This window comes from Aminobacter sp. AP02 (genome assembly GCF_003148805.1).
Taxonomy (GTDB): Bacteria; Pseudomonadota; Alphaproteobacteria; order Rhizobiales; family Rhizobiaceae; genus Aminobacter.
Genome location: NZ_QGGX01000002.1, coordinates 182,262 through 204,884 on the forward strand (window position 1 = coordinate 182,262; position 22,623 = coordinate 204,884).

Sequence of the window (22,623 nt, forward strand, 5' to 3'; positions counted from 1 at the left end):
GCCGCGCGATGCCACTCCCATGAGCGTCTTGCTGCAGCCAACCTGTCATTTCATGGTGCGTCGCCGACGTGACGGTTCAGGGCTCCGCCTGTCCGGCTCGATCGGCGGCTCCTTCGCCGGCTTGCTGGATGGTTTCGGTTCGTCCGGCTTTGGAAGCCTTTGGCCGAATGCCCTCGGAGCCAGGAAGGCACGCGGGTTGAACCCCGCCGCGGCAAGGGCCGCGAGCGTCTTCAGGAACCGAAGATGGTGCATTCCCAGTTTCCTCGTTTCGCTGTCGGTCGACTTTCGAGCGGCAAACTAAATGGCTTTCTTGCCGCGATCTTGGACCGTGCGGCCCCATGATACGGCCCAGGCGGCACCTCAAATGGGCCTCGGTCGGGGCACCGAGTGCCGTATTGACGGATCGAATAACGCGAACTACAAGGCGCAACTTCACGTCTTGGTTGTGTTGCGTAACATGAGTTGATCCGATGACGAGAGATAACGGACAGTTCGCTTCATTCCGCCTGATGACTGACGACCTGCCTGCGCAGGACCGACTGCCGATGCTGCGCGAGGTCTATGGCCGGACCATCCTCAATGCCGATCTGGAGCAGGTCGACGATTCACCTATCCAGATGGACATGCGGGTGCGGCTGCTTCCGGGCATCGGGATAGCCACCGGATCCGCCTCTCCGATCAGGGTCGGGGTCACGTCGCAAATGGTCGACAATGACGACGTGATCCTGCTCGCGGCGCTTGCAGGCGGCAGCCACATGCAGATCGGCAGGCACGAAGAAAGCGTGCTGCCCGGCTGCGCGATGTTCGTTCCCGGCGGCCAGGTGGGGGCGAATGTGACGCGGCCCGGCTTCACCTATGTCAATCTGCGCCTCGAGCGAAAAGCCCTGCAACCTTTGCTGGGAGACGTCTCCAGGATGATGATGCGGCCGATACCGGTGCATGAAGGGCCGATGCGCCTGCTGTTGAGCTATGCCACCGCTCTTCAGCAGATGGATGAGGCATTACCGGGCAACATGGCACGCATGGTGGCCACGCATCTGCTCGACCTGACGGCGCTGACGCTGGGCGCGACCCGAGACGCTGAGCAGGTGGCGCTGGGGCGCGGCTTGCGCGCCGCGCGGCTGGCGGCGATCAAATCGGATATTGCGGCGCGCGCGGACCTGCACGGCATTTCGGCCGAAGAGATCGCCGCCGAGCACGGACTGTCGCCTCGCTATGTCAGAAAGCTGTTCGAAAGCGAGGGGTTGTCATTCACCGAGTTCGCACTGGGCCAAAGGCTGAAGCGCGCGTATAAGATGCTGGCCGACCCTGTCTGGGCATGCCGCAGCATCACCGATATCGCCTATGAGGCGGGGTTCAACGACCTGTCCTATTTCAACAGGGCGTTTCGCAAGCGCTACGACGCGACACCAACGGATGTCCGTTCCGAAGCGCTGGCGGCTTGAACGGCGCCGCGCGACCACGCGGCGCCCGTGGAAAATCAACTCAGGCGAGCCTGGCGTCGAGCGAGACCTTGATAGCACCGAGCGCCTTTGAGACCGGGCAGCCTTCCTTGGCCTTGGCGGCCAGTTCCTGGAACTTGGCAGCATCGATGCCGGGTACGGTGCCGACAAGCGTGAGCGCGCTTTCGGTGATGCCGGTTCCGGGGACCAGTGTCACCACTGCCTTGGCGTCGAGCTTGTCGGCCGGCGTGCCGTTTTCGGCGAGGAAGTGCGACAGCTGCATGGCAAAGCAGCCGGCGTGGGCGGCGGCGATCAGCTCTTCGGGATTGGTGCCGGACTTGCCGGTTTCATCCTCGAAGCGCGCCTTGAACGAGTAAGGCTGGCCCTTGAGTGCGCCGCTCTGCGTGTCGAGCGTTCCCGAACCTTCTTTCAGATTGCCTTTCCAGACGGCGTTGGCGCTGTGGTTCATGACTTTCTCCTGGTTCAAAGTGAGCGGCGAAGGAAAGACTATAGCGTTGCCGCGCGTGCATGCCACCTTCGCATGAGCGCCGGGCGAGAAAACCGTGGCCTTGGAAAAAACAGTCTCGCGAAAATGTCTGGATAGCTGTCGGCGCATCGTCCTTGGGAGGTCGCGGTCTGGTGCCGCAGCCTGTCGGAGGGTGAGATGCAACTGTTACCACATGGCAATCTCGGAAGAGGAATTGTCGCGGCGAATGCCCAGGGTGGCATTCATGTGCCGTGCGCGGGCGTCGGGCGGGTCCTGCTGGCATTGTGCATCGTCGTCGTGCTGGGGCTGCTTATGGATGCGACGGCAACGCGGCCGGTCGGCAAGTCCGCTACACCGGTGATAGACTTTCCAACGCAGCAAGGGAGAGAGGAATGAAGTATCTTTGCCTGGTTTATCACGAGGAAAAGCAGCTTGGCGCCCTGTCACGGGATGCGGCGGCAAAGCTCGATGCCGATTCGCTTGCCTATGACAGGATGCTGGAAAAGAACGGCACGCTGATTGCGGCGCAAGCGCTGCAGTCGGTGAGGACCGCGAAGACCGTCAAGCGCCGCAATGGCAAGAAGCTGGTCACCGACGGCCCCTTCGCCGAGACCAAGGAGCAACTGATCGGCTTCGTCATGATCGAGGCGGCCGATCAGGAGGAGGCGGTGGAGATCGCCTCGAACATCCCCCTTGCCGCGATGGGTCAGATCGAGGTCAGGGCGGTCTACGACATTCCTGGGGCATAGGTGAGCATTGCCTCCCCATTCAGCGGCTTCGGCCGATCAAAACGGGCCGAGGTGAGGCCTGGTTGTGCGTCCTTCGACAAGCTAAGGATGAGGACCTTCGGTGCTGCCACGCCCACATCGAGAAGTACAACGGGACATAGCGCCAACGGTCCTCATCCTGAGCTTGTCGAAGGACGCGCAGCCGACCAGCCTAGATCGCGTCGCCCTTGAGAAGGCGCGGTGTTTCACCCGTCAGGCCCGAGGCCTGGCGGATGAAATAGTCCTTGAGCCTTGGCACACGGTCGACCAGCCCCAGGCCGATGTCGCGAATGGCACGGATGGGTGCGATGTCGTTGGAGAAGAGCCGGTTGAGCACATCGGTGGTGACGCCCATGCGAACCGTGTCGAAGCGGCGCCACTGCTCGTAGCGCTCCAGCACGTCGAGCGAGCCGATATCCTGTCCCAGACGGTCGGCTTCAACGATGGTCTCGGCAAGAGCTGCGGCATCCTTGAAGCCGAGATTGAGGCCCTGGCCGGAGATCGGATGGATGCCGTGCGCGGCGTCGCCGGCTAGCGCGAAGCGGTTGGCGACGAAGGCGCGGGCCAGCGTCAGGCCGAGCGGCCAGGCGCGCGGCTTGTCTTCGACGCGGATCTCGCCGAGCTGGAGGCCGAAGCGTTGCTCCAGCTCGATCTCGAAGACGAACGGGTCGCCATTGACCAGCTTTTCGGCATCCTCTGTGCGTTCGTTCCAGACGATCGAGGAACGGTTGACGCCATCCTTCGTCGGCTTGAGCGGCAAGGTGGCGAAAGGCCCTGCCGGCAGGAAGTGCTCCTCGGCGCGACCGCCATGGGGGCGTTCGTGCGACACGGTGCAGACGATGCCGGACTGGCCATATTCCCAGCGCACGGTCTTGATGCCGGCCATGTCGCGCAGCTTGGAATTTACCCCATCGGCGGCGATCAAGAGCTTTACGTCGAAGCTGATACCGTCGGCGAGATGGACCTTGGAGCCGGCGACGCCGGCTTCGAAGGCCTGGACCGCGACGCCTTCGATGATGTCGATTCCGAGTTCGGCCGCACGGCGGCGCAGCGATCCGTTGAGCACCTTGTTTTCGACCATGTGGGCGAAGGGTTCGCCCGTGCCGACTTCGCCATCGAAGGTCAGGAAGACCGGGCGGACCGGATCGGACGTCTTGGAATCGGTGATGACCATGCTGGTGATCGCCTGCGCCTCGGGCGCGATCTCTTCCCAGCAGCCGAGCTGGTCGAGCATGCGGCAGGCGGCGGCTGCAATCGCCGAGGCGCGCGCGTCCTTGCGCCAGACTTCGGCGGGGGCGGCATCGACGATGGCGATATGCAGATTGGGCCGCGCCTGCTTGATCGAAACGGCGGTGGCGAGGCCGACATAGCCCGCGCCGGCGACCAGCACGTCGAGCTGCGTCGATTTATTGTCGTCAGATTGGCGCGTGACCATGGCGGCGTCCTTTACGACTAGGCTTCCCGCCTTGACTCGACGGGGGCTTCCTGCTGGAAACCGGGGATACTTCGTCCCGAAAAGGGGAAAGCATGCCGGCCGGAATACAAGAGCTTCTCAGCATTCTCAATCTCGAGAAGCTGGAACACAACCTGTATCGTGGTCGCAGCCCGCAGGTTCAGTGGCAAAGGGTGTTTGGCGGCCAGACCATCGCCCAGGCACTGGTCGCTGCACAGCGCACTGTCGAGCCCGACCGGCACGTGCATTCGCTGCATGGCTATTTCATGCGCCCTGGCGACATCACCGTCCCGATAATCTACGAGGTCGACCGCATTCGCGATGGCGGCAGCTTCACCACCAGGCGTGTAGTGGCGATCCAGCACGGCCATGCGATCTTTTCGCTCGAAGCCTCGTTCCAGGTCGAGGAGCAGGGCCTCGAATACCAGATGCCGATGCCGCTCGACGTGCCGGCGCCGGAAGACTTGAAATCGCAGCGCGAACTTTTGCAGGAAGCAACCCATGTTCCGGAGCAGATCAGGCTGTTCTGGGCCAAGGAGCGGCCGCTGGAACTGCGCCCGGTCTATGCCGAGCACTATTCGAGCCGTGACAAGCTGCCGCCGCTGCAGAAGGTATGGATCCGCCTGACCGGCCCGGTGCCGAACGACCGGGACTTGCGTGCCGCCGTGCTTGCCTATCTCTCCGACATGACGCTGCTCGATACGGCAACATTTGCCCATGGCCGCGGCATCTTCGATCCCGACATCCAGGCGGCAAGCCTGGATCACGCCATGTGGTTCCACCGTGAGCACGCGCTCGACGGCTGGCTGCTCTACACCCAGGACAGCCCCTCGACGAGCGGGTCGCGCGGGTTCACGCGCGGCGCGCTCTACGCCCAGGACGGCACGCTGATTGCTTCGGTGGCACAGGAAGGGCTGATCCGCCTGCGCACAAAGCCTACAAGTTAGGCATTTTAGCATTTCTGCACATTCTGTAGGCAGGTGCATTGCTGCACCTGCGAAGAATGCTGCACGCCTCCAGGTCATTCATATTAAATTTCAATGAGTTAGTTCGTGCCGGCGCAAACTGGCACGGAGCTTGAATCCTTGCTGTCAGTCACTGGTGGCTTTCGGGTCCGCTGGGGATGTCTGCAAACGCGGGGGACCCGCATAAGCAAGGGGTGAAACCTGATGAAAATCGTGATGGCAATCATCAAGCCTTTCAAGCTCGACGAGGTGCGTGAAGCGCTCACCAATGTCGGCATCCAGGGCCTGACCGTCACCGAAGTCAAAGGCTACGGGCGGCAGAAGGGGCATACCGAGATCTATCGCGGCGCCGAATATGCCGTGAGCTTCCTGCCCAAGATCAAGATCGAAGTCGCCGTCTCAACCGAACTCGCCGACAAGGCCGTCGAGGCGATCACCGCCGCGGCCAAGACCGGCCAGATCGGCGACGGCAAGATCTTCGTCTTCGGCATCGACCAGGCCGTGCGCATCCGTACCGGCGAAACCGACACCGACGCGCTCTGAGCTGGCCAACCAATTCTCATGGAGACCTCAATGCAAATTCCTACCTCGTTGAAGACGGCGGCGCGCTCGGCCTTGTTTGGCACGCTCGCACTGACCGCCCTGGGAACGGTCGCGGCCTTTGCCCAGGAAGCCGCCCCCGCAGCCGCCGATGCTGCCGCAGCAGCCCCCGCGCCAGCCGATGTCATGGACAAGGGCGACGTCGCCTGGATGCTGACGTCGTCGCTGCTGGTGCTGTTCATGGCCTTGCCGGGCCTGGCGCTGTTTTACGGCGGTCTAGTGCGCGCCAAGAACATGCTGTCGGTGCTGATGCAGTGCACGATGATCGTCGCGCTGGTGATCGTGATCTGGACGTTCTGGGGCTATTCGATGGCCTTTGGCGACGCGCCAAGCCCGTATTGGGGTGGTCTCGGCAAAGCCTTCCTGATAGGTGTCACGCCCGAAAGCATGGCGGCTACCTTCACCAAGGGCGTGGTCATTCCCGAATATGTCTTCATCGTCTTCCAGATGACCTTTGCCTGCATCACCCCCGCTCTGATCGTCGGCTCGTTCGCCGAACGCATCAAGTTCCCGGCGGTGCTGCTGTTCGTGGCGCTGTGGGTGACCTTCGTCTATTTCCCGATCGCCCACATGGTCTGGGATTCGGACGGCCTGATCTATGGCTGGGGCGCGCTTGACTTCGCAGGCGGCACCGTCGTGCACATCAATGCAGGCATCGCTGCCCTGGTTGGCGCCTTGCTGGTCGGCAAGCGCACGGGCTACGGCAAGGACAACATGGCGCCCCACTCGATGACGCTGACCATGGTCGGCGCCTCGATCCTGTGGGTCGGCTGGTTCGGTTTCAATGCCGGTTCCAACCTTGAAGCCAATGGCGGTGCGGCACTTGCCATGATCAACACCTTCACCGCCACCGCAGGCGCGATCATTGCCTGGGTGGTCATCGAAGTGGTGACCCGCGGCAAGGCCTCGATGCTGGGTGCGGCCTCGGGCATGGTTGCCGGCCTCGTCGCGGTGACGCCGGCTGCCGGCTTCGTCGGCCCGGTCGGCGCCATCGTGCTTGGCGCGATCGCTTCCGCGGTCTGCTACTTCTTCGTGGCGGTGGTGAAGATCAAGCTCGGCTATGACGACTCGCTCGACGTGTTCGGCATCCACGGTGTCGGCGGCATCGTCGGCGCGATCGGCACCGGCATCTTCAACGCCAAGGCGCTTGGCGGCGTCGGCTATGGCGAAATGTCGGTCGGTGGCCAGGTGTGGACGCAGTTCATGGCCGTGTCGGTGACCGTCATCTGGTGCGGCATCGGCTCGCTGGTGCTCTACAAGCTGGTCGACCTGCTCATCGGCCTGCGTCCGACCGTCGAAGCCGAACGCCAGGGCCTCGACCTGACGTCGCATGGCGAGGTGGCCTACCACTCGTAAAACCAGTCGGCGGCGAACGAGAAGTGCGCCGCCGCATCGATCTATCCCGTCGTGGCCGCCGAGAGGCTGCCACGCTTGAGGCCCGGAGCGATCCGGGCCTCCTTTTTCCAGCCATCCCGTGGTTCGGAAATCAGGCGAAGAACGCCTGGATTCGCGGCCACCAGCCAATTGCCGCGCGCACGCGCCGGGCGGCACTGGCACCCCTGACGGCATCGCCGAAATGGCAGTAGCAAACGATATTGTGCAGCTGCCGGTCGGAAAGGTCGAAGAAGCGCTTGGCTTCGCCATAGCTGTCGTCGGCGAGACCGGCTGCCCTGAAGCCCGGGTCCTCGAATGCCACGGTGAGCGGCGAGCCGGCGACCCGCATCATCTGCCGTTCGGCGCGAGGTGCGTACTCGGTGCCCGAAAGCGTTCCAAGGCGCCGTTCGGGCTGGCGTTCGAGCAATTGGGCCCAGCGTTCGAGGCGCTGGGTTCGCGTCATCGCCAGATAGGGCGTTGCGGGTTGGACATCAGCGAATGCCTGCAGTTGCTCGATGGTTTGGTGTTTCATCGTCGCCTCCTGTCTTAGCTTTTGCTAATATTGAAAGGTATGGCGATGCAGACGCGGGGGCAAGCCCGAATAGCGCTGCCCACGGAAAAACCCCGCTCAGCGGAGCCGTCGCTGTTTTCGACCGCGCCTAGCTCGGCCGCTGACAGAATGAACATGGTGGATCGAAGGTTCTAGCCTGCGTTGGGCGCCCGGGCAGGGTGAACAATGGCTTAACCTTAATGCCGCCTTAACCTTCGCCCCGATAGTCTGACGACCGAATCTGCCCGCGATGCGTTCGCATGTGGGCCACGGCATCAATGGACGGGGACGAGGCATGCGTTCTGGGGTTTCCTCACCGCTCGCGCTGACCGAATCGGGGCACGGCATCCAGGCATTCGCGCGACGGCAGGCAGGCCGCGCCGCGGGTCTGGGGCTGTTTGCCTTCGTGGCCTTCGGCCTCGCGGCACTAGGCACCTGGAACGTCGCCGATCCAAGCTTCAGCCATGCCACCGACAATCCCGTCACCAACGCCATGGGTTATCCAGGTGCCGTGTTCGCCGATCTCGCCATGCAGTTCTTCGGCCTCGCATCTGTGGCGGCATTGATGCCGGCGGTGATCTGGGGCGTGCTGTTTGCCACCGCGCGCGGCGTCGACCGCATGCCCAAGCGCGGCCTGGTGTGGTTCGGTTCGGCACTTCTTGCCGCAGCGATCGCCGGTTGCGTTGGCGCACCGCCGACCTGGCCGCTGCCGACCGGGCTGGGCGGCGTGTTCGGCGACATGGTGCTCAAGGTGCCGGGCCTGTTCATCGGCGGCTATCCGACGGGACTTATCGCAACCGTCATCGGCGTGCTGCTGATCGCCCCGGCGATCTGGCTGTTTGCATTCGGCGCCGGCTTGCTGAACCGTGAGAACGGTTTTGCGGTCGTCAATCCCAAGCCCAAGCCCGACATGCGCGAACAGGATTTCGCCAGCTTCGACGACGAGGAAGAAGACGACAACGAAGGTGTTCTGGCACTTGGCGCGATCGCCCATTGGTGGTTGTCGGCCAAGGCGTATCTGCGCCGCCGCGCCGCCAAGCGCCGCGAGCAGGACGACTACGACATGCCGCCTGTGAAGCGCGAAAGCGCCTGGCGGCAGGCGGCCGAGCGTGTTGAATCGGCCGAACGGGCCGAACAACGCGTTACAACAGGTGGCCGCGCACGGGTCGAACCCGAGTTCTTCGCCCAGATGGTGGCGCATGAGCGCTCCGTTTCCATCGATCCCGAGGACCAGGATGTGTTCGGCGACGACGACATGGGCATTCAGGTGTCGCCCGAGCCGCGCCGCGGCGCCAACGCCCAGGTTCAGAATTTCCGCTCGCCGGCGAATGGTTCAGGCGCCGCGCGGGTTGCAGCGCCGGCGCCTCGGCCGGCGCCAGGCGCCCGCGTCCAGCGCGAGGCACAGACCACGCTCATCGGCGCCGACACGTTCGAGATGCCGTCGCTGCATTTCCTGGCCGAACCCAAGAACGTGGTCCGCGATGCCTCCCTTTCAAAGGACGCGCTGGAACAGAACGCGCGCCTGCTCGAAGGCGTGCTCGAGGACTTTGGCGTCAAGGGCGAGATCATCCACGTCCGTCCCGGCCCTGTCGTCACCCTGTACGAGCTTGAGCCCGCACCCGGCATCAAGTCGAGCCGCGTCATCGGCCTCGCCGACGACATCGCGCGTTCGATGAGCGCGATCGCGGCGCGTGTCGCCGTCGTGCCGGGGCGCAACGCGATCGGCATCGAACTGCCCAACGCCAAGCGCGAAACCGTCTATCTCCGGGAGATACTGGCAAGCCGCGACTTCGAGACAACCAAGTCGAAGCTGGCGCTGGCGCTGGGCAAGACCATCAACGGCGAGGCGGTCATCGTCGACATCGCCAAGATGCCGCACGTGCTGGTCGCCGGTACCACCGGCTCGGGCAAGTCGGTAGCGATCAACACCATGATCCTGTCGCTGCTCTACCGCATGACGCCGCAGGAATGCCGCCTGATCATGATCGATCCGAAGATGCTGGAACTGTCGGTCTATGACGGCATTCCGCATCTGCTGACCCCTGTTGTCACCGACCCGAAGAAGGCTGTTGTGGCGCTGAAGTGGACGGTGCGGGAGATGGAGGACCGCTACCGCAAGATGTCCAAGGTCGGCGTGCGCAACATCGACGGCTTCAACGCACGCGTCAGCCAGGCCGAAAAGAAGGGCGAGCAGATCTCGCGCACGGTGCAGACCGGCTTCGACCGCGAGACCGGCGAGGCGATCTACGAGACCGAAAACCTCGATCTGGCGCCGTTGCCCTACATCGTCGTCATCATCGACGAGATGGCCGACCTGATGATGGTGGCCGGCAAGGATATCGAAGGTGCCGTCCAGCGCCTGGCGCAGATGGCGCGCGCGGCCGGCATCCACGTCATCATGGCGACACAACGTCCCTCGGTCGACGTCATCACCGGCACGATCAAGGCCAACTTCCCGACGCGCATCTCCTTCCAGGTGACGTCGAAGATCGACAGCCGAACCATCCTGGGCGAACAAGGTGCCGAGCAGCTGCTCGGCATGGGCGACATGCTCTATATGGCCGGCGGTGGGCGCATCCAGCGCGTCCACGGTCCGTTCGTCGCCGACGAGGAGGTCGAAAAGGTCGTTGCCCACCTGAAGCTGCAGGGCGTGCCGGAGTATCTCGACGCCATCACCGAAGACGACGGCGAAGACGAGGACGAGCCGTCAGGAAAGAGCGGCGGCAATGGCGGTGGCGGCAGCTACGAGGAGTCGGACGACCCCTACGACCAGGCGGTCGCCGTTGTGCTGCGCGATGGCAAGGCCTCGACCAGCTACATCCAGCGTCGCCTCGGCATCGGCTACAACCGTGCCGCCTCGATCATCGAGCGGATGGAGAAGGAAGGCATCGTCGGCGCGGCCAATCATGCCGGCAAGCGCGAAATCCTGGTGCCGACCGAAGACGACAAGATGTGAGAACGGAACCAGCGATCACGTTTTCGCGTTCATGACGTGACGCTGAGATGTGTCAAACTTCAGCCCCACTGGGCGGCGATAGCGTTGCCGAACTGGAATGAGACGAGAGTTATCGGCATGACAGACACACTTCTTGCCACCACGGGTGGCTTTGGCCTGAGCAGGCGCCGCCTGCTTGGTCTGGCTGCGGCGATGGCGCTGAGCGCCGTGCCTGCAATGGGGCTCAATTCGCCGGCGCAGGCGCAGGCCTCGGATGCCGCCCAGCGTATCGCCGACCACTTTTCCAGCGTGCGCGCCATGTCGGGCGAGTTCGTGCAGTTCGGCCCGCGCGGCGAACAGACGGGTGGAAAGTTTTTCCTCGAGCGGCCGGGCAGGATCCGTTTCAACTACGAGGCGCCGTCCAACTTCAAGGTCATCTCCGATGGCCAGTCGGTGGTTATCTTGAACCCGAAGATGCGGACCTCCGACCTTTATCCGCTGTCGAAGACGCCGCTGAAGCTTCTGCTTGACGATCGCATCGATCTGTCGGGCAGCAAGGTCAAGAGCGTCACCGAAGAAGACGACCTGACCACCATCAAGCTTTCGGACAGGCAGGTGTTCGGCAACTCGACCATCACCATGATGTTCGACCCCAAGACCTACGAGCTCAGGCAGTGGACGATCACCGATGCGCAGGGCAAGGACACCACCGTGATGGTATTCAACGTAAAGCAGGGCGGCTCGTTCCCCCCCGACACGTTCAAGATCGACTACAAGCTCAACCGCGAGCTGAACACCAAGAAGAAGAACGATTGACGTCTTCCTCCCCGGCTTGGTTGTGGACAGCGGTGCCAGTGACGCCGCGCCTGTCTTCTAGCCTTGTCATTGCAGGGTCGGGCTGGCAGGTTCCGCCGCAACATCTTGCCGGAACCTGCCATGTCCTTTTCCATTGCTACCTGGAACATCAATTCCGTGCGCCTGCGCATGCCGCTGGTCGAGCGGCTCTTGAGCGAGCATGCGCCCGACGTCCTGTGCCTGCAGGAAACCAAGTGCCCGGACGACCAGTTTCCGTCAGCCGCGTTCCGCAAGGCAGGCTACGAGCACATCGCGATCCACGGCCAGAAGGGCTATCACGGCGTCGCCACGGTGGCGCGGCGGCCACTGGAGATTGTGGAAAAGCGCCGCTTCTGCGAGATCGATGACAGCCGTCATTTGTCGGTGCGTTTCGATGCCGGCGGCAAGAAGGTGACGCTGCACAATTTCTATGTTCCCGCCGGCGGCGACGAGCCTGATGTCGAAATCAATCCGAAGTTCCGCCACAAGCTCGACTTCGTCTCCGAGATGAACGCGATCCGCGCCGACCATGACGAGACATCGGCATCGGTGCTGGTCGGCGACCTCAACATCGCGCCGCTGGAGCACGACGTGTGGTCGCACAAGCAACTGCTCAACGTCGTCAGCCACACGCCGGTGGAGACCGAGAATTTCGAGGCGATGCGCAAGGCCGGCGAATGGGTCGACCTGATGCGGCTCAATGTGCCGGACGACCAAAAGATCTACACGTGGTGGAGCTATCGGGCGAAGGACTGGGAGACGTCCAATCGTGGCCGCAGGCTCGACCATGTCTGGTCTTCCGCCAACCTTGCGCCTCAGCTTGCCGGTATCGACATACTGAGTGCCGCGCGCGGCTGGGAGCGGCCGTCGGATCACGTGCCGGTCATAGCGCGATTCGATCTCGGCTGAGGTCCAGGTGAGGCCGGCCTGCAAATGGCGGCTTTCAGTGCTTCCGGTGGTGACGTTGCGTGCTTGGACCTGAATTCAAGTCGAGCCGCCCCTCATCCCCCTGCCGGGACCCCGTATAGGGACGGGGAGAAGGAGGCTGGCCGCAACGTTCACGTCCCCCTCTCCCCGTTCTTCACGGGGAGAGGGCAAGGGTGAGGGGCGCTTGGTAGTGCGACAAGCTTTGAATTGTGCCCGGCGGCTACTTGCCGAACCGCGGGGCCATGCCTTCGATGCGGGCAAGCATGTCCTGAAGGTCTTCGAGGATGTGCTGGTGCAACCGGGCCGCGGCCTCGGGATACTCCTCGAGAATGCGGTGGAACATTTTCCGGTTGAGCCGGATGATTTCCGAATCGATTGCCGCTGCCGCACTGGTCAGCCGCTTGGTGTCGGCGATCAGCGCGAGTTCGCCGAGCATCGAACCAGGTCCGGCAGAACCGAGTTCGGCGCGCACGCCGTCAACCTCGCGGTAAAGCGCTATTCGCCCCGAGATGACGACATAGGCCGAATCGGCCTCGTCGTCCTCGCGATAGAGCTTGCGATCGGCGGGAAGGTGCACATTCTCCGCGCCAAAGGCCAGCAAACGCAGCTGTTCTTGTGTGAAGCCCTCAAACAGCCTCACGCCGGACAGGATGCGGATGTCGTCATCCAGCGCCATTATGTCCCCGACTTCTCAGACCGGCTCCCCTCCCTGTCTTCAGCCGGCGGCCCCACTCGCCGGGTAAACCAGTCAGGGGACCAGCTTGTATCCGCCGCTTTCTGTCACAAGAATTTCCGCATTGGAAGGATCGCGCTCAATCTTCTGTCGCAGTCGATACACATGCGTTTCAAGCGTATGCGTCGTAACGCCCGAATTGTAGCCCCAAACCTCTTCGAGAAGTACGTCGCGGGTGACCACCTTTTGGTCCGCTCGGTAGAGATATTTGATGATCGAGGCCTCCTTCTCGGTAAGCCTGACCTTGCCGCCGCGCGCGTCGATGAGAAGTTTCTGGCTCGGCTTGAAGGTGTAGGGCCCGACTGAGAAGGTGGCGTCCTCGCTCTGCTCGTGCTGGCGCAGCTGGGCGCGGATACGCGCCAGCAGCACGGCGAAGCGGAACGGCTTGGTGACGTAGTCGTTGGCGCCGGCTTCGAGACCGAGGATCGTGTCCGAATCGGTGTCGTGGCCGGTGAGCATGATGATGGGCGCCTTGTAGCCGCCCTTGCGCAGGATCTTCACCGCCTCGCGGCCATCCATGTCAGGCAGGCCGACATCCATGATGAGCAGATCGATGAGGCCGGCGCGCGCCGTGTTGACGCCCTTGGCGGCCGAGGCCTCTTCGAGGACTTCGAACTCCTCATAGAGCGCGAGCTGCTCGACAAGCGTGCCGCGCAGATCGTCGTCGTCGTCAACGATGAGGATGGTGCGTGAGGTCATGGAGCAATCCGTTGTTTTAAAATCAAAATTCTGTTGACCACAGACTATGGATGCGGAAGCTGACTGCGACAACCGTCGAGGGGGTGATTTGTTCCGCGACGCGATCATACAAGAAAAATCAAAGGCGTAATTGGGGCGGATGAACTTTTGCGAAACGGCATTTCCACAATCGTCGTAAGAGCGAAGCCCGGCGACCGGACCAAAGGCCTGCTGCAGGTGGGCGCAACGGTGTTTCCTTGTGCGCTGGGAGGAGGCGGCATCTCCGCCGGCAAACGCGAAGGCGACGGGGCAACGCCGCTCGCGACGATGCGTGTTTTGTCGGGCTATTTCAGGCGGGATCATTTTGCTGCGGGGCAAACGCGGCTGGCGATGCGCCCGATCAGGGCTGATCTTGGCTGGTGCGAAGTGCCTGATGACCGCAACTACAACAGGCCGGTGAAGATGCCTTATGGCGCGAGCCATGAGCGGATGAAGCGCGACGACCGGCTCTACGATGCCTGCATCGTGCTCGACTGGAACATCCGGCCGCGACGGCGAGGACGCGGCAGCGCCATCTTCTTCCACCTGGCGCGGCCGGGTTTCACTCCGACGCAAGGCTGCGTGGCGGTGACGGCACGCGTGATGGCGCGGCTATTGCCGTATCTTTCGAACCGCACGGTGCTGAAAGTGGTGCGCTAAAGAAAAGCGGCCCGAAGATGGGAGACTATCTTCGGGCCGAGTGTGCTCCCAGAGTGAGCTTGGGAGATCAGTTCAACGGTGGTCGTGGCGGCGCGGCCGTTGCCAGCCGATATCGAGCAGGCCGAGCCGGCCAAGATCGGCGTCGACTGCCTTCGCGATATCCTGGCAAGGGATGCCGGTGTCGCGGCGATAGTGTTCGGTCAGGCAGCCGAAATCCTGGGCGGGCACGTTGAGGGCTGCCTTCATCTGGCGGAACCAATCGATGACCGGCTGCAGCCGGGCCGGCTGGACAAATGGGGTTTTCAGGATATCGGTCGACATGGTCTTGTCCGTTTCGCCCGGATAACAAATCCGGTTTGACATTGCTCTAACTGGTCCCATGATGTGACTTTGAAAGACAAAAGAGAAACGAGTAGTTCTTTCTCGATCGTCAAATCCAGTTTGAAGATCCAACGATGCGCTTCGTACCCGGGACACGTGCACTGCGGACGCTGGAAGCTGCCGGCAGGCACCTGAATTTCACACGTGCTGCCGACGAACTTGGCCTGACTCCGGCTGCCGTCAGCCATCAGATCAAGGAAATCGAGGACCAGCTCGGCGTGGTCTTGTTCACCCGCACGAGCAGGAGCATCAGGCTGACCGAGGCGGGGGCGGCGCTGTGCGATGCCTCGTCGGACGCCATCGAACTGCTCAACCGCGCCGTCTCCAGGGCGCGCAAGCTGACACGCGGGACCGCGCAACTGAAGGTGACGCTCGACGCGCAGTTCGCCGGCAAGTGGCTGATGCGGCGTGTCGATGGTTTCCGCAAGCTGCATCCCGACATCGAGCTGAGGTTCGACATCAGCTACGATGTGCGCGATTTCGATCTCGACGACGTGGATGTCGGCATCCGGTTCGGAATGGGCAAGTATCCCGGGCTCTCCGCCGACCGGCTGTTCGACAACATGATCATTCCGGTATGCAGCCCAAAGCTCCTGGCGTCGGGGCCGCCATTGCGTGTGCCGCGCGACCTGTTCAATCACACGCTCGTTCACATCGAATGGTCGCAGCAAGGCGTGACCTGGCCGAATTGGCGGATGTGGATGGCGGCTGCCGGTGTCGACGATTTCGACGACAGCCGCTCGATCGTGTTCACCAGCTCGTCGGACGCCGTGCAGGCGGCGATCGACGGCAGTGCCGTGGCGCTCGCGGATTTTGCCATGGTCGCCAACGACCTCTCGGAGGGGCGGCTGGTACGCCCGTTCGACCTCGGCATCAGGGTATCGCGCGAGTTCGCCTATTTCCTGGTCTATCCCAAGGCCACTGCGGACGATCCGCGTATCGTTGCCTTCCGGGAGTGGATCCTGGAGGAGGCTGCGCAGACACAGACGTGATGCCTGAGCCCAAAGGATTTGGAGCGCGCTTTATGCGTCCAGTCGGCGCACGCGCCCTAGACGAATCGCCAGACGGTGGTGCGCTTGACCTCGGCATCTTCGAGCGCGCGGGTGACCGGGACCTCGTAGGTGGCGAGCTTTTCAAGCCGCTCCCTGGGGAGATAGGAGCGGCCGGGGTCGCCGACCAGAACCTCGGTGCCACGCTGGCGCAGGGCGGAAAACCACGGCACCAGCCGGTCGGCAAATGGTTTTTCGTAGAAGACATCGCCGGCAAGAACGGCATCCCAGCCGTCATCGTGGCCAACTAGGTCCGAGCCGGCAAAGCTTACGGTTACATCGTTGGCATCGGCGTTGAGCCGAATCGCCGCTTCGCAGAACGGGTCGATGTCAGCACCCACAATCTCGGCGGCACCTGCTTTCATGGCGGCGATGGCAACGAGGCCGGAGCCGGAGGCGAAGTCGAGCACGCGCTTGCCGGCGACCGTATCAGGGTGATCCAAGACATAGCGTGCCAACCCCTGTCCGCCTGCCCAGGCAAAGGCCCAGAAGGGCGGCGGCAGGCCAATCTCGGCCAGCTGTTCTTCGGTGCGGTGCCAGAGATCGTGCGCCTCGTCGGCGAGATGGAGCGTGACTTCGGGCACATGCGGGGGGCGCATCAGCGCCGTATTGGCGCGGATGAAGCCGGCCGCGGTTTCAGGCGAAAGCGGTTTCACGGCGCCTTCTTTAGACCGGCCATGCGGCAGACTTCCTGCCATTCGTCAGGGGTGACCGGCTGGACGGAAAGGCGCATCGAGGTGACAAGCGCCATCTTCTCGAGGGCAGGATTGGCCTTGACGTCTGCAAGCGTGACTGCCTGCGGAATCTCGCTGTGATAGCGGATGTCGACGCATTCCCAACGCGGGTCGTCGGTTGTCGTGTCGTGATGAGCCAGCGCGCAGACCTCGGCGATGCCGACGACCTCCAGCCCCTCATTGGAGTGATAGAAGAAGCCGAGATCGCCGATCTGCATGGCGCGCATGTTGTTGCGCGCGAGGTAGTTGCGCACGCCGTCCCATTGGGTGCCTTCCTTGCCCTTGGCCTTCAGCATCTCCCAGGAGAATTTGAACGGCTCGGATTTGAACAGCCAATACTTCTTGTCGCTCATTCGTTGCGTCCCCTCGATCTGCCCGGCTGGAATCAGGCGCTTGCCGGATTGTTGAACACCCAGTTCCACGGCCGGATCTGGACGCTGTCGAACAAGCCGGCCTTGGCGTAGGGGTCGGCGTCGGCGACTGCCTGGGCGGCGGATGCGTCAGCTGCCTCGATGACCACCAGCGAGCCGTCCGGCTTGCTGTCTGCGTCGAGGAAGGGGCCGGCGAATTTGAGGGCGCCCTTGGCGTTCAGGTCGTTGAGAAAGGCAACGTGATCGGGGCGCGCGTCGAGGCGAACCTGGAGATGGCCCGGCTTGTCCTTGCAGATCAGGGCGAAAAGCATGTTGTCAGTATCCTCTCAGGTTCAGGAATTCAGTCGGCTTCGGCGCGCAGCGGCCGGTTCATCAGGCCGGCGATCGCCTCGTTGATGGTGATGGCCTTGTCGAGCAGGGCTGCGACCGCCTCGACGATCGGCGCGTCGATACCACGCTCGCGGGTCAGGCGCGCGGCGATGTAGGCGGTGGCCACGCCTTCAGCGAGCGGCCGGCCCGACAGCTCCTCGCCTTTGCCCAGCGCCACGCCGTAAGCGAAGTTGCGTGACTGCACCGACGAACAGGTGAGCATCAGGTCGCCAAGGCCGGAAAGACCCATCAGCGTTTCGGGCCGTGCGCCGAAGGCAGCGCCAATGCGGCGCAGTTCGACGAAACCGCGCGTTACCAGCGCTGCCTGAGCGCTGGCGCCGAGACCGGCACCGGTGACGGCTCCTGCCGCGATGGCAAAGACGTTCTTCAGCGCGCCGCCAAGCTCGACGCCGATGAGGTCGTCGGTCGAGTAGCAGCGCAGATTGGCGGCGGAAAAGCGCAATGCAAGCGCAGATGCCCGGGCTTCATCTTCCGACGCGACGACAACGGCGGTCGGCAGGCCCCGCGCCACGTCGGTAGCGAAGCTTGGGCCCGACAGGGCGGCGACGGGGTTCTCGGGAAGGACCTCCGTGGCGATGGCCGACAAAAGCGTACCGGTGTCGCGTTCGATGCCCTTGGCGCAAAGCACCAGGGGCACGTGGGCGGCGACATGCGGCTTGACCTGGGTCAGAACGGCGCGCAGCGCCTGCGCCGGGGTGACAAGGAGCACGCAATCGGTGCCGGCAAGGCTTGCTGCGAGATCGGTGGTGGTGGCGATGCCGGTTTCGAAGCTGATGCCGGGGAGATAGCGCGGGTTCTGGCCTTTGCGGATCGCCGCGACGCTTTCCCCGTCGCGGGCCCACAGCGTGACGGCGTGGCCCGCGCGCAGCATGGCGAGTGCCAAGGCTGTTCCCCAGGCACCGCCGCCGAGAACCGTGACCTTGTATGCGCTCATGCCTTGGCTCCCCGCCTGCCGGAGCCGACGACCGGCGCTGACACACTGTCCAGCGGCCAGCGCGAGCGCGGCACAAAATCGAATGCGCCTGGTTCAACGAGATTGGCGCGCAGCCGCTCGATGCCGGCCCAGGCGATCATGGCGGCATTGTCGGTGCACAGCGCCATGGGCGGTGCGACAAAGCCGAAGCCGTGGTCGGCGCAGAGCTTTTCCAGCAGGGCACGGATCTGGCGGTTGGCGGCGACACCTCCGGCGACGACCAGGGAGGGCGCCTTGCTCTCGGGGAATTCGTCCCGGAAGCGGGCAAGAGCGCGCTTAACGCGGTCGCCGAGCGCGTCGGCGACGGCTGCCTGGAACGAAGCGCAGATGTCGGCGACATCCTGGTCGCTCAGAGGTGCCACGGCCGTCGCGGCCTGTCGCACCGATGTCTTGAGGCCGGAGAAGGAGAAGTCGGGCTGGGCCGAGCCCTTCATCGGGCGTGGGAAGACAAAGCGGGTGGCGTCGCCCGACTGTGCCGCCTTCTCGACATTGGGGCCGCCGGGATAAGGCAGGGCCAGCATCTTGGCGGTCTTGTCGAAGGCTTCGCCCAGTGCGTCATCTATGGTGGTGGCCCAGCGTTGGTAATCGCCGACGCCCTTGACCAGAACGATCTGGGTGTGGCCGCCTGATACCAGCAGAAGCAAATAGGGGAAATCGAGACCGTCGGTGAGCCGAGCGGTAAGCGCATGGCCTTCAAGGTGGTTGATGGCGATCAGCGGCTTGCCGGCGGCGGCGGCGATCGCCTTGGCCGTCATCAGGCCGACGATCAGCCCGCCAACAAGGCCCGGACCGGCGGTCGCGGCAACCGCGTCGATGTCGGCAAGCGACAGACCAGAGTCTTCAAGCGCTGCCTCGACAATGCCGTCGAGGGCTTCCACATGGGCGCGCGCTGCGATCTCCGGAACGACGCCGCCGAAGGCCGCGTGTTCCTCGATCTGGCTGAACACCGTGCTCGACAGAATACGCGGCGCTGCGCCTGCTTCGAGTGCAACGACGCTCGCCGCGGTTTCGTCGCAGCTCGTCTCGATGCCCAGAACACGTATCAATTGGTCGCTACCCTGCATGATTGCCCGGTGGTAAATTCCTAGATAGGAGGTACGGGACCGCCCCGCCAGCGCGGGGTTATCACGGACCAAGCGCTATGCAAACTAGAGCCATGAGAATCGGAACCCGCGGCAGCCTGCTGGCGCTCGCGCAGGCGCATGAGACGCGTGCGCGGCTGATGGCGGCGCACGGCCTGCCGGAAGAGGCGTTCGAGATCGTGACGATTTCGACCAGCGGCGACCGCATCCAGGACCGGCCGCTGTCGCTGGCCGGGGGCAAGGGGCTGTTCACCAAGGAGCTGGAAGAAGCGCTGTATTCGGGCGAGATCGATTTCGCCGTGCATTCGTCCAAGGACATGCCGACGCAGCTGCCGGACGGGCTGGAACTGTCGGCCTTCTTGCCACGCGAAGACCCGCGAGATGCGTTCATCGGCCGCACGGCCGCCAAGATCATGGACCTGCCTGAAGGCGCAGTCGTCGGATCGTCGTCGCTGAGGCGCCAGGCGCTGATCCGGCGCATGCGCCCCGACCTGGACGTGGTGATGTTCCGCGGCAACGTGCAGACGCGGTTGCGCAAGCTCGACGAGGGTGTTGCCGAGGGCACGATCCTGGCCAATGCCGGGTTGCGGCGGCTCGGGCTCGCCGAGATCATCACCGACCTGATGCCGCTGGAGGTTTTCCCGCCAGCACCGGGGCAGGGCGCAATCTGCATCGAAAGCCGCATCGGCGACAACGCAGTTACCGAGAAGCTTTCGGCAATCGATCACAAGCCGACCGGCCAGGCGCTGGCTTGCGAACGGGCATTTCTCGCCGCGCTCGACGGATCATGCCGGACGCCGATTGCCGGATATGCCATGATCGACGGCGACAGACTGTCATTCTCAGGCCTGATCCTGACGCCAGACGGCAACTTGTGGCACGAGGCCAAGGCCGAGGGTGCTGCCGCCGATGCCGCAACGATTGGCCGGAAGGCTGGCGAAGACGTCAGGGCGCGAGCCGGCGAAAAGTTCTTCGAGGGGTGGAGCTAGATGGCACAGCGTGTGCTGGTGACGAGGCCGGATCCCGGCGCCACCCGCACCGCGCGGCGCCTTGAGGCGCTTGGCTTCGAGCCCGTACTTCTCCCGCTATCGGAAACACGGGCCTTGCCGGTGGTCCGCGAGAGCGTTCCGAGCGATGCGACGGCAGTGGCTGTCACCAGCGCCAATGCGTTGCGCCATGCGCCGAGCGGGCTGATCGATCGCCTCCGGCGGCTGCCATGCCATGCCGTGGGCGCACGTACCGCAGAGAGTGCGCGCAAGGCGGGCTTTTTCTCCGTCAATGAAGGTCCGGGCGATGCAGCGGCGCTTGCCGACATGATCGCCATCGAGCTTGGCAAGGCGACGCTCGCCTATCTGTGCGGTCGGGTGCGCATGCCGGAGTTCGAACGCCGCCTCGGCATGAACGGCACCAAGGTGGTGCCGATCGAGACCTACGACACGATCGCTCTGGCACCTGATCCGACTTTCGTTCGTCATCAACTCGGCGGGCAACCCATCGATGCGGTCTTGATCTATTCGGCGCGGTCGGCCGCAGCGTTCAGCACCTTGATGGAAATGCACGCGGAGGCTGATTTGCTGATGCGGGGCGCAACATGTTTTTGCCTGTCCGGGCGCATCGCCTCGGCACTGGTCGACGGGCTCCGCGTCGCGGTTGCGCCTGATCCAAACGAGGACGCCTTGCTCGAACTTCTCGGGGCGCCGGATTGATGTTGGATTGACTGCGCCATCACGCGGCCTTTTTTCGCGGGACGGTGGGTGTTACTGATTTTGACCTTCGACCCCGCATTCCCCGCGGGACCTGTGCCAACGAAATCGCGGAGCCCCAAGCATGGTCAAGACGCCGAAGACGCGCCATTCGAAGTCGCATCGTGAGCCAGTGACAATCGAGCTGGAGCCAGGTGCTGTGTCGCGCGTCGAGGAGGCCGACAAGGCGGACGCCATGCAGGACGCCGTTTCGGCGACCGTGGGCGAGGAGGCGACGGCGGAAAATACGGTGAAACCGGCGCCCAGCGAGACGGACGCCAAGACCGATACGCAATACGCATCCTACGATTACAGCTTCGACAACGCGCAGCCGACACGGCCCGAGGCACAGGCGCCGAAAGATGCAGCTTCGTCGAGCACCGGCAGTTCGCACGCTTCCAGCGCGACCGCACCGGCACCGGCGCAGCGCCAGGTCACATCAGGCATGTTGCCCGGATTGGCGGGCGGTCTGATCGCGCTTCTGGTGGCAGGGGGGCTGCAATATGCCGGCGTGCTCGGTGCGCCCGGTGGCCCGGCTGGCGGCGATGCGCAGATGCAAAGCGAAATCGCCTCGTTGAAGTCCGAGCTAGCCGATCTCAGTGCTTCGAATGATGGCAGCGGGCTCAAGGGGGAACTCGACGGGCTCAAGACTGAAGTCGGCCAGGTGAAATCCGAAGTCGATGCGCTGAAATCGACCACAGGACAGGCTGGGTCGAGCGAAGCGCTCGCCGTGCTCGACCAGCGCATCAACCAGATCGAAACCGCTGTCTCGTCGCTGAGCCAGGGTGGAGCGACGTCTTCAGAGCTTACGGCGCTGAACGAGCGCATTGCCGCGCTCGACGCGGCCATCAAGGCGACAGGCGAGGCAACGACGGCGGACGACGGCAAGATCGCGACGCTGGAGCAGTCGGTTTCCTCACTGACCTCAAAGGTCGACGCGCAAGCATCGCAGCCCAAGATCGCGATGGCTATCGCGGCGTCCGCACTCAAGGCGGCGGTTGACCGTGGGGCGGGCTTTGGTGCGGAACTCGAAACCTTCGCTGCCATTTCGCCCGATGCGCCGGAACTGGCGGCACTCAGGGCGCAAGCCGAAAAGGGCGTGCCGACACGTGCCGAGATCGTGGCCGCGACCGATGCGGCCGCCAATGCGATGATCGTGGCGGCCAAGCCGGTCAATGACAACGCCGGCATCTTCGAACGGCTGGTTTCTAGCGCGGAGCAGCTTGTCCAGGTGCGGCCGATCGGTGCCGTCGAGGGCGCTGGCGTGCCGGAAACAGTGGCGCGCATGGAAGTGGCGGTGACCCAGGGTGATTTCGCCAAGGCGCTTGCCGAATATGACACGCTGCCCGAAGCTGCCAAGGCGGCCGGTGCGGACTTCATTGCCAAGCTCAAGGCACGGCTGGATGTCGAAACGCTGGTCGACAAGCTCGTCGCCGGCGCGATGAAGGCATGAGGGG

The 22,623-nt window shown here is 63.7% G+C and carries 25 protein-coding genes; 14 read left to right on the forward strand and 11 right to left on the reverse strand.

The features are described from left to right. The first annotated feature begins 509 nt into the window (after positions 1 to 509). On the forward strand, positions 510 to 1,445 hold the full coding sequence (locus tag C8K44_RS02825) for an AraC family transcriptional regulator (protein ID WP_245417337.1): 936 nt from the start codon (positions 510 to 512) through the stop codon (positions 1,443 to 1,445). Between the two features lie 40 nt (positions 1,446 to 1,485). Here C8K44_RS02825 and C8K44_RS02830 read toward each other — a convergent pair whose 3' ends face one another. Continuing rightward, positions 1,486 to 1,911, reverse strand: a complete 426-nt coding sequence (locus C8K44_RS02830) for an OsmC family protein (protein ID WP_109574432.1) — start codon at positions 1,909 to 1,911, stop codon at positions 1,486 to 1,488. Between the two features lie 195 nt (positions 1,912 to 2,106). Between C8K44_RS02830 and C8K44_RS27245 the strand changes: the two genes are divergently transcribed. Both C8K44_RS27245 and C8K44_RS02835 read left to right on the forward strand, forming a co-directional pair. Further along, a complete protein-coding gene (locus C8K44_RS27245; protein ID WP_146203902.1) occupies positions 2,107 to 2,325 on the forward strand; it encodes a hypothetical protein in 219 nt (72 codons plus the stop codon). Continuing rightward, a complete protein-coding gene (locus tag C8K44_RS02835; protein ID WP_109574240.1) occupies positions 2,322 to 2,678 on the forward strand; it encodes a YciI family protein in 357 nt (118 codons plus the stop codon). Before C8K44_RS27245 ends, C8K44_RS02835 begins: the two co-directional genes overlap by 4 nt. A 190-nt stretch (positions 2,679 to 2,868) precedes the next feature. Here the strand turns inward: C8K44_RS02835 and C8K44_RS02840 are convergent, their stop codons facing one another. Continuing rightward, positions 2,869 to 4,131, reverse strand: a complete 1,263-nt coding sequence (locus C8K44_RS02840; RefSeq protein ID WP_109574241.1) for a ubiquinone biosynthesis hydroxylase — start codon at positions 4,129 to 4,131, stop codon at positions 2,869 to 2,871. A gap of 92 nt (positions 4,132 to 4,223) precedes the next feature. On the opposite strand from C8K44_RS02840, the gene tesB reads away from it, so the two are divergent. The 3 genes from tesB to C8K44_RS02855 all read left to right on the forward strand — a co-directional run bounded on the left by tesB (position 4,224) and on the right by C8K44_RS02855 (position 7,070). Next, positions 4,224 to 5,096, forward strand: a complete 873-nt coding sequence (gene tesB / locus C8K44_RS02845) for an acyl-CoA thioesterase II (RefSeq protein WP_109574242.1) — start codon at positions 4,224 to 4,226, stop codon at positions 5,094 to 5,096. Between the two features lie 222 nt (positions 5,097 to 5,318). Next, positions 5,319 to 5,657, forward strand: a complete 339-nt coding sequence (locus C8K44_RS02850) for a P-II family nitrogen regulator (protein WP_109574243.1) — start codon at positions 5,319 to 5,321, stop codon at positions 5,655 to 5,657. A 30-nt stretch (positions 5,658 to 5,687) separates the two neighbouring features. Continuing rightward, on the forward strand, positions 5,688 to 7,070 hold the full coding sequence (locus tag C8K44_RS02855; RefSeq protein WP_109574433.1) for an ammonium transporter: 1,383 nt from the start codon (positions 5,688 to 5,690) through the stop codon (positions 7,068 to 7,070). Between the two features lie 130 nt (positions 7,071 to 7,200). Here C8K44_RS02855 and C8K44_RS02860 read toward each other — a convergent pair whose 3' ends face one another. Next, positions 7,201 to 7,620, reverse strand: a complete 420-nt coding sequence (locus C8K44_RS02860; protein ID WP_109574244.1) for a hypothetical protein — start codon at positions 7,618 to 7,620, stop codon at positions 7,201 to 7,203. A gap of 313 nt (positions 7,621 to 7,933) precedes the next feature. Here C8K44_RS02860 and C8K44_RS02865 point away from each other — a divergent pair, with 313 nt between their 5' ends. The 3 genes from C8K44_RS02865 (at position 7,934) to C8K44_RS02875 (ending at position 12,316) form a co-directional block, all read left to right on the forward strand. Then, positions 7,934 to 10,594 (forward strand): DNA translocase FtsK, encoded by a 2,661-nt coding sequence (locus C8K44_RS02865; protein WP_109574245.1) that lies wholly within the window; start codon positions 7,934 to 7,936, stop codon positions 10,592 to 10,594. Between the two features lie 117 nt (positions 10,595 to 10,711). After that, a complete protein-coding gene (locus tag C8K44_RS02870; protein ID WP_109574246.1) occupies positions 10,712 to 11,389 on the forward strand; it encodes an outer membrane lipoprotein carrier protein LolA in 678 nt (225 codons plus the stop codon). Between the two features lie 120 nt (positions 11,390 to 11,509). Further along, positions 11,510 to 12,316, forward strand: a complete 807-nt coding sequence (locus C8K44_RS02875; RefSeq protein WP_109574247.1) for an exodeoxyribonuclease III — start codon at positions 11,510 to 11,512, stop codon at positions 12,314 to 12,316. Positions 12,317 to 12,554: 238 nt separating this feature from the next. Here the strand turns inward: C8K44_RS02875 and C8K44_RS02880 are convergent, their stop codons facing one another. Both C8K44_RS02880 and C8K44_RS02885 read right to left on the reverse strand, forming a co-directional pair. Further along, positions 12,555 to 13,010, reverse strand: a complete 456-nt coding sequence (locus C8K44_RS02880) for a cyclic nucleotide-binding domain-containing protein (RefSeq protein WP_109574248.1) — start codon at positions 13,008 to 13,010, stop codon at positions 12,555 to 12,557. Between the two features lie 72 nt (positions 13,011 to 13,082). Continuing rightward, a complete protein-coding gene (locus tag C8K44_RS02885) occupies positions 13,083 to 13,766 on the reverse strand; it encodes a response regulator transcription factor (protein ID WP_109574249.1) in 684 nt (227 codons plus the stop codon). A gap of 147 nt (positions 13,767 to 13,913) precedes the next feature. Here C8K44_RS02885 and C8K44_RS02890 point away from each other — a divergent pair, with 147 nt between their 5' ends. Beyond that, a complete protein-coding gene (locus C8K44_RS02890; RefSeq protein WP_245417338.1) occupies positions 13,914 to 14,444 on the forward strand; it encodes a L,D-transpeptidase in 531 nt (176 codons plus the stop codon). A 72-nt stretch (positions 14,445 to 14,516) separates the two neighbouring features. Here the strand turns inward: C8K44_RS02890 and C8K44_RS02895 are convergent, their stop codons facing one another. Then, positions 14,517 to 14,765 (reverse strand): hypothetical protein, encoded by a 249-nt coding sequence (locus C8K44_RS02895; RefSeq protein WP_245417339.1) that lies wholly within the window; start codon positions 14,763 to 14,765, stop codon positions 14,517 to 14,519. 134 nt (positions 14,766 to 14,899) lie between these two features. Here C8K44_RS02895 and gcvA point away from each other — a divergent pair, with 134 nt between their 5' ends. Further along, a complete protein-coding gene (gcvA, locus tag C8K44_RS02900) occupies positions 14,900 to 15,817 on the forward strand; it encodes a transcriptional regulator GcvA (RefSeq protein WP_109574251.1) in 918 nt (305 codons plus the stop codon). Between the two features lie 56 nt (positions 15,818 to 15,873). Here gcvA and C8K44_RS02905 read toward each other — a convergent pair whose 3' ends face one another. Genes C8K44_RS02905 through tsaD form a run of 5 tightly spaced genes read right to left on the reverse strand, consistent with a single transcriptional unit; the run spans position 15,874 to position 19,385 of the window. After that, positions 15,874 to 16,572 carry a methyltransferase gene (locus tag C8K44_RS02905; protein ID WP_109574252.1) on the reverse strand — a complete coding sequence of 233 codons (699 nt, stop codon included), beginning with the start codon at positions 16,570 to 16,572 and terminating at the stop codon, positions 15,874 to 15,876. Beyond that, positions 16,527 to 16,961 carry an EVE domain-containing protein gene (locus tag C8K44_RS02910; RefSeq protein ID WP_109574253.1) on the reverse strand — a complete coding sequence of 145 codons (435 nt, stop codon included), beginning with the start codon at positions 16,959 to 16,961 and terminating at the stop codon, positions 16,527 to 16,529. The genes C8K44_RS02905 and C8K44_RS02910 overlap by 46 nt, the downstream gene beginning before the upstream one ends. 32 nt (positions 16,962 to 16,993) lie before the next feature. Continuing rightward, complete coding sequence (locus C8K44_RS02915) at positions 16,994 to 17,290, reverse strand: YciI-like protein (protein ID WP_109574254.1); 297 nt, start codon at positions 17,288 to 17,290, stop codon at positions 16,994 to 16,996. A gap of 29 nt (positions 17,291 to 17,319) precedes the next feature. After that, entirely contained in the window at positions 17,320 to 18,303 is a 984-nt protein-coding gene (locus tag C8K44_RS02920) for an NAD(P)H-dependent glycerol-3-phosphate dehydrogenase (protein ID WP_109574255.1), read from the reverse strand. Continuing rightward, complete coding sequence (gene tsaD, locus C8K44_RS02925) at positions 18,300 to 19,385, reverse strand: tRNA (adenosine(37)-N6)-threonylcarbamoyltransferase complex transferase subunit TsaD (protein WP_199227002.1); 1,086 nt, start codon at positions 19,383 to 19,385, stop codon at positions 18,300 to 18,302. The genes C8K44_RS02920 and tsaD overlap by 4 nt, the downstream gene beginning before the upstream one ends. Before the next feature lie 98 nt (positions 19,386 to 19,483). Between tsaD and hemC the strand changes: the two genes are divergently transcribed. The 3 genes from hemC (at position 19,484) to C8K44_RS02940 (ending at position 22,619) form a co-directional block, all read left to right on the forward strand. Next, entirely contained in the window at positions 19,484 to 20,413 is a 930-nt protein-coding gene (gene hemC / locus C8K44_RS02930) for a hydroxymethylbilane synthase (RefSeq protein WP_109574256.1), read from the forward strand. Further along, positions 20,414 to 21,130 carry a uroporphyrinogen-III synthase gene (locus C8K44_RS02935; RefSeq protein ID WP_109574257.1) on the forward strand — a complete coding sequence of 239 codons (717 nt, stop codon included), beginning with the start codon at positions 20,414 to 20,416 and terminating at the stop codon, positions 21,128 to 21,130. Between the two features lie 121 nt (positions 21,131 to 21,251). Then, entirely contained in the window at positions 21,252 to 22,619 is a 1,368-nt protein-coding gene (locus tag C8K44_RS02940; RefSeq protein WP_109574258.1) for a phage tail protein, read from the forward strand. Positions 22,620 to 22,623: the final 4 nt, after the last annotated feature.

What these genes read in the sequence shown, in the direction of transcription:
- C8K44_RS02905 (WP_109574252.1), bottom strand. Translation starts at nt 16,572, where the DNA reads ATGGCAGGAAGTCTGCCGCATGGCCGGTCTAAAGAAGGCGCCGTGAAA.
- C8K44_RS02840 (WP_109574241.1), bottom strand. Translation starts at nt 4,131, where the DNA reads ATGGTCACGCGCCAATCTGACGACAATAAATCGACGCAGCTCGACGTG.
- C8K44_RS02885 (WP_109574249.1), bottom strand. Translation starts at nt 13,766, where the DNA reads ATGACCTCACGCACCATCCTCATCGTTGACGACGACGACGATCTGCGC.
- C8K44_RS02865 (WP_109574245.1), top strand. Translation starts at nt 7,934, where the DNA reads ATGCGTTCTGGGGTTTCCTCACCGCTCGCGCTGACCGAATCGGGGCAC.
- C8K44_RS02915 (WP_109574254.1), bottom strand. Translation starts at nt 17,290, where the DNA reads ATGCTTTTCGCCCTGATCTGCAAGGACAAGCCGGGCCATCTCCAGGTT.
- C8K44_RS27245 (WP_146203902.1), top strand. Translation starts at nt 2,107, where the DNA reads ATGCAACTGTTACCACATGGCAATCTCGGAAGAGGAATTGTCGCGGCG.
- C8K44_RS02920 (WP_109574255.1), bottom strand. Translation starts at nt 18,303, where the DNA reads ATGAGCGCATACAAGGTCACGGTTCTCGGCGGCGGTGCCTGGGGAACA.
- C8K44_RS02825 (WP_245417337.1), top strand. Translation starts at nt 510, where the DNA reads ATGACTGACGACCTGCCTGCGCAGGACCGACTGCCGATGCTGCGCGAG.
- C8K44_RS02870 (WP_109574246.1), top strand. Translation starts at nt 10,712, where the DNA reads ATGACAGACACACTTCTTGCCACCACGGGTGGCTTTGGCCTGAGCAGG.
- C8K44_RS02910 (WP_109574253.1), bottom strand. Translation starts at nt 16,961, where the DNA reads ATGAGCGACAAGAAGTATTGGCTGTTCAAATCCGAGCCGTTCAAATTC.
- hemC (WP_109574256.1), top strand. Translation starts at nt 19,484, where the DNA reads ATGCAAACTAGAGCCATGAGAATCGGAACCCGCGGCAGCCTGCTGGCG.
- C8K44_RS02860 (WP_109574244.1), bottom strand. Translation starts at nt 7,620, where the DNA reads ATGAAACACCAAACCATCGAGCAACTGCAGGCATTCGCTGATGTCCAA.
- gcvA (WP_109574251.1), top strand. Translation starts at nt 14,900, where the DNA reads ATGCGCTTCGTACCCGGGACACGTGCACTGCGGACGCTGGAAGCTGCC.
- C8K44_RS02855 (WP_109574433.1), top strand. Translation starts at nt 5,688, where the DNA reads ATGCAAATTCCTACCTCGTTGAAGACGGCGGCGCGCTCGGCCTTGTTT.
- C8K44_RS02875 (WP_109574247.1), top strand. Translation starts at nt 11,510, where the DNA reads ATGTCCTTTTCCATTGCTACCTGGAACATCAATTCCGTGCGCCTGCGC.
- C8K44_RS02940 (WP_109574258.1), top strand. Translation starts at nt 21,252, where the DNA reads ATGGTCAAGACGCCGAAGACGCGCCATTCGAAGTCGCATCGTGAGCCA.
- tesB (WP_109574242.1), top strand. Translation starts at nt 4,224, where the DNA reads ATGCCGGCCGGAATACAAGAGCTTCTCAGCATTCTCAATCTCGAGAAG.
- C8K44_RS02935 (WP_109574257.1), top strand. Translation starts at nt 20,414, where the DNA reads ATGGCACAGCGTGTGCTGGTGACGAGGCCGGATCCCGGCGCCACCCGC.
- C8K44_RS02830 (WP_109574432.1), bottom strand. Translation starts at nt 1,911, where the DNA reads ATGAACCACAGCGCCAACGCCGTCTGGAAAGGCAATCTGAAAGAAGGT.
- C8K44_RS02835 (WP_109574240.1), top strand. Translation starts at nt 2,322, where the DNA reads ATGAAGTATCTTTGCCTGGTTTATCACGAGGAAAAGCAGCTTGGCGCC.
- C8K44_RS02895 (WP_245417339.1), bottom strand. Translation starts at nt 14,765, where the DNA reads ATGTCGACCGATATCCTGAAAACCCCATTTGTCCAGCCGGCCCGGCTG.
- C8K44_RS02880 (WP_109574248.1), bottom strand. Translation starts at nt 13,010, where the DNA reads ATGGCGCTGGATGACGACATCCGCATCCTGTCCGGCGTGAGGCTGTTT.
- C8K44_RS02850 (WP_109574243.1), top strand. Translation starts at nt 5,319, where the DNA reads ATGAAAATCGTGATGGCAATCATCAAGCCTTTCAAGCTCGACGAGGTG.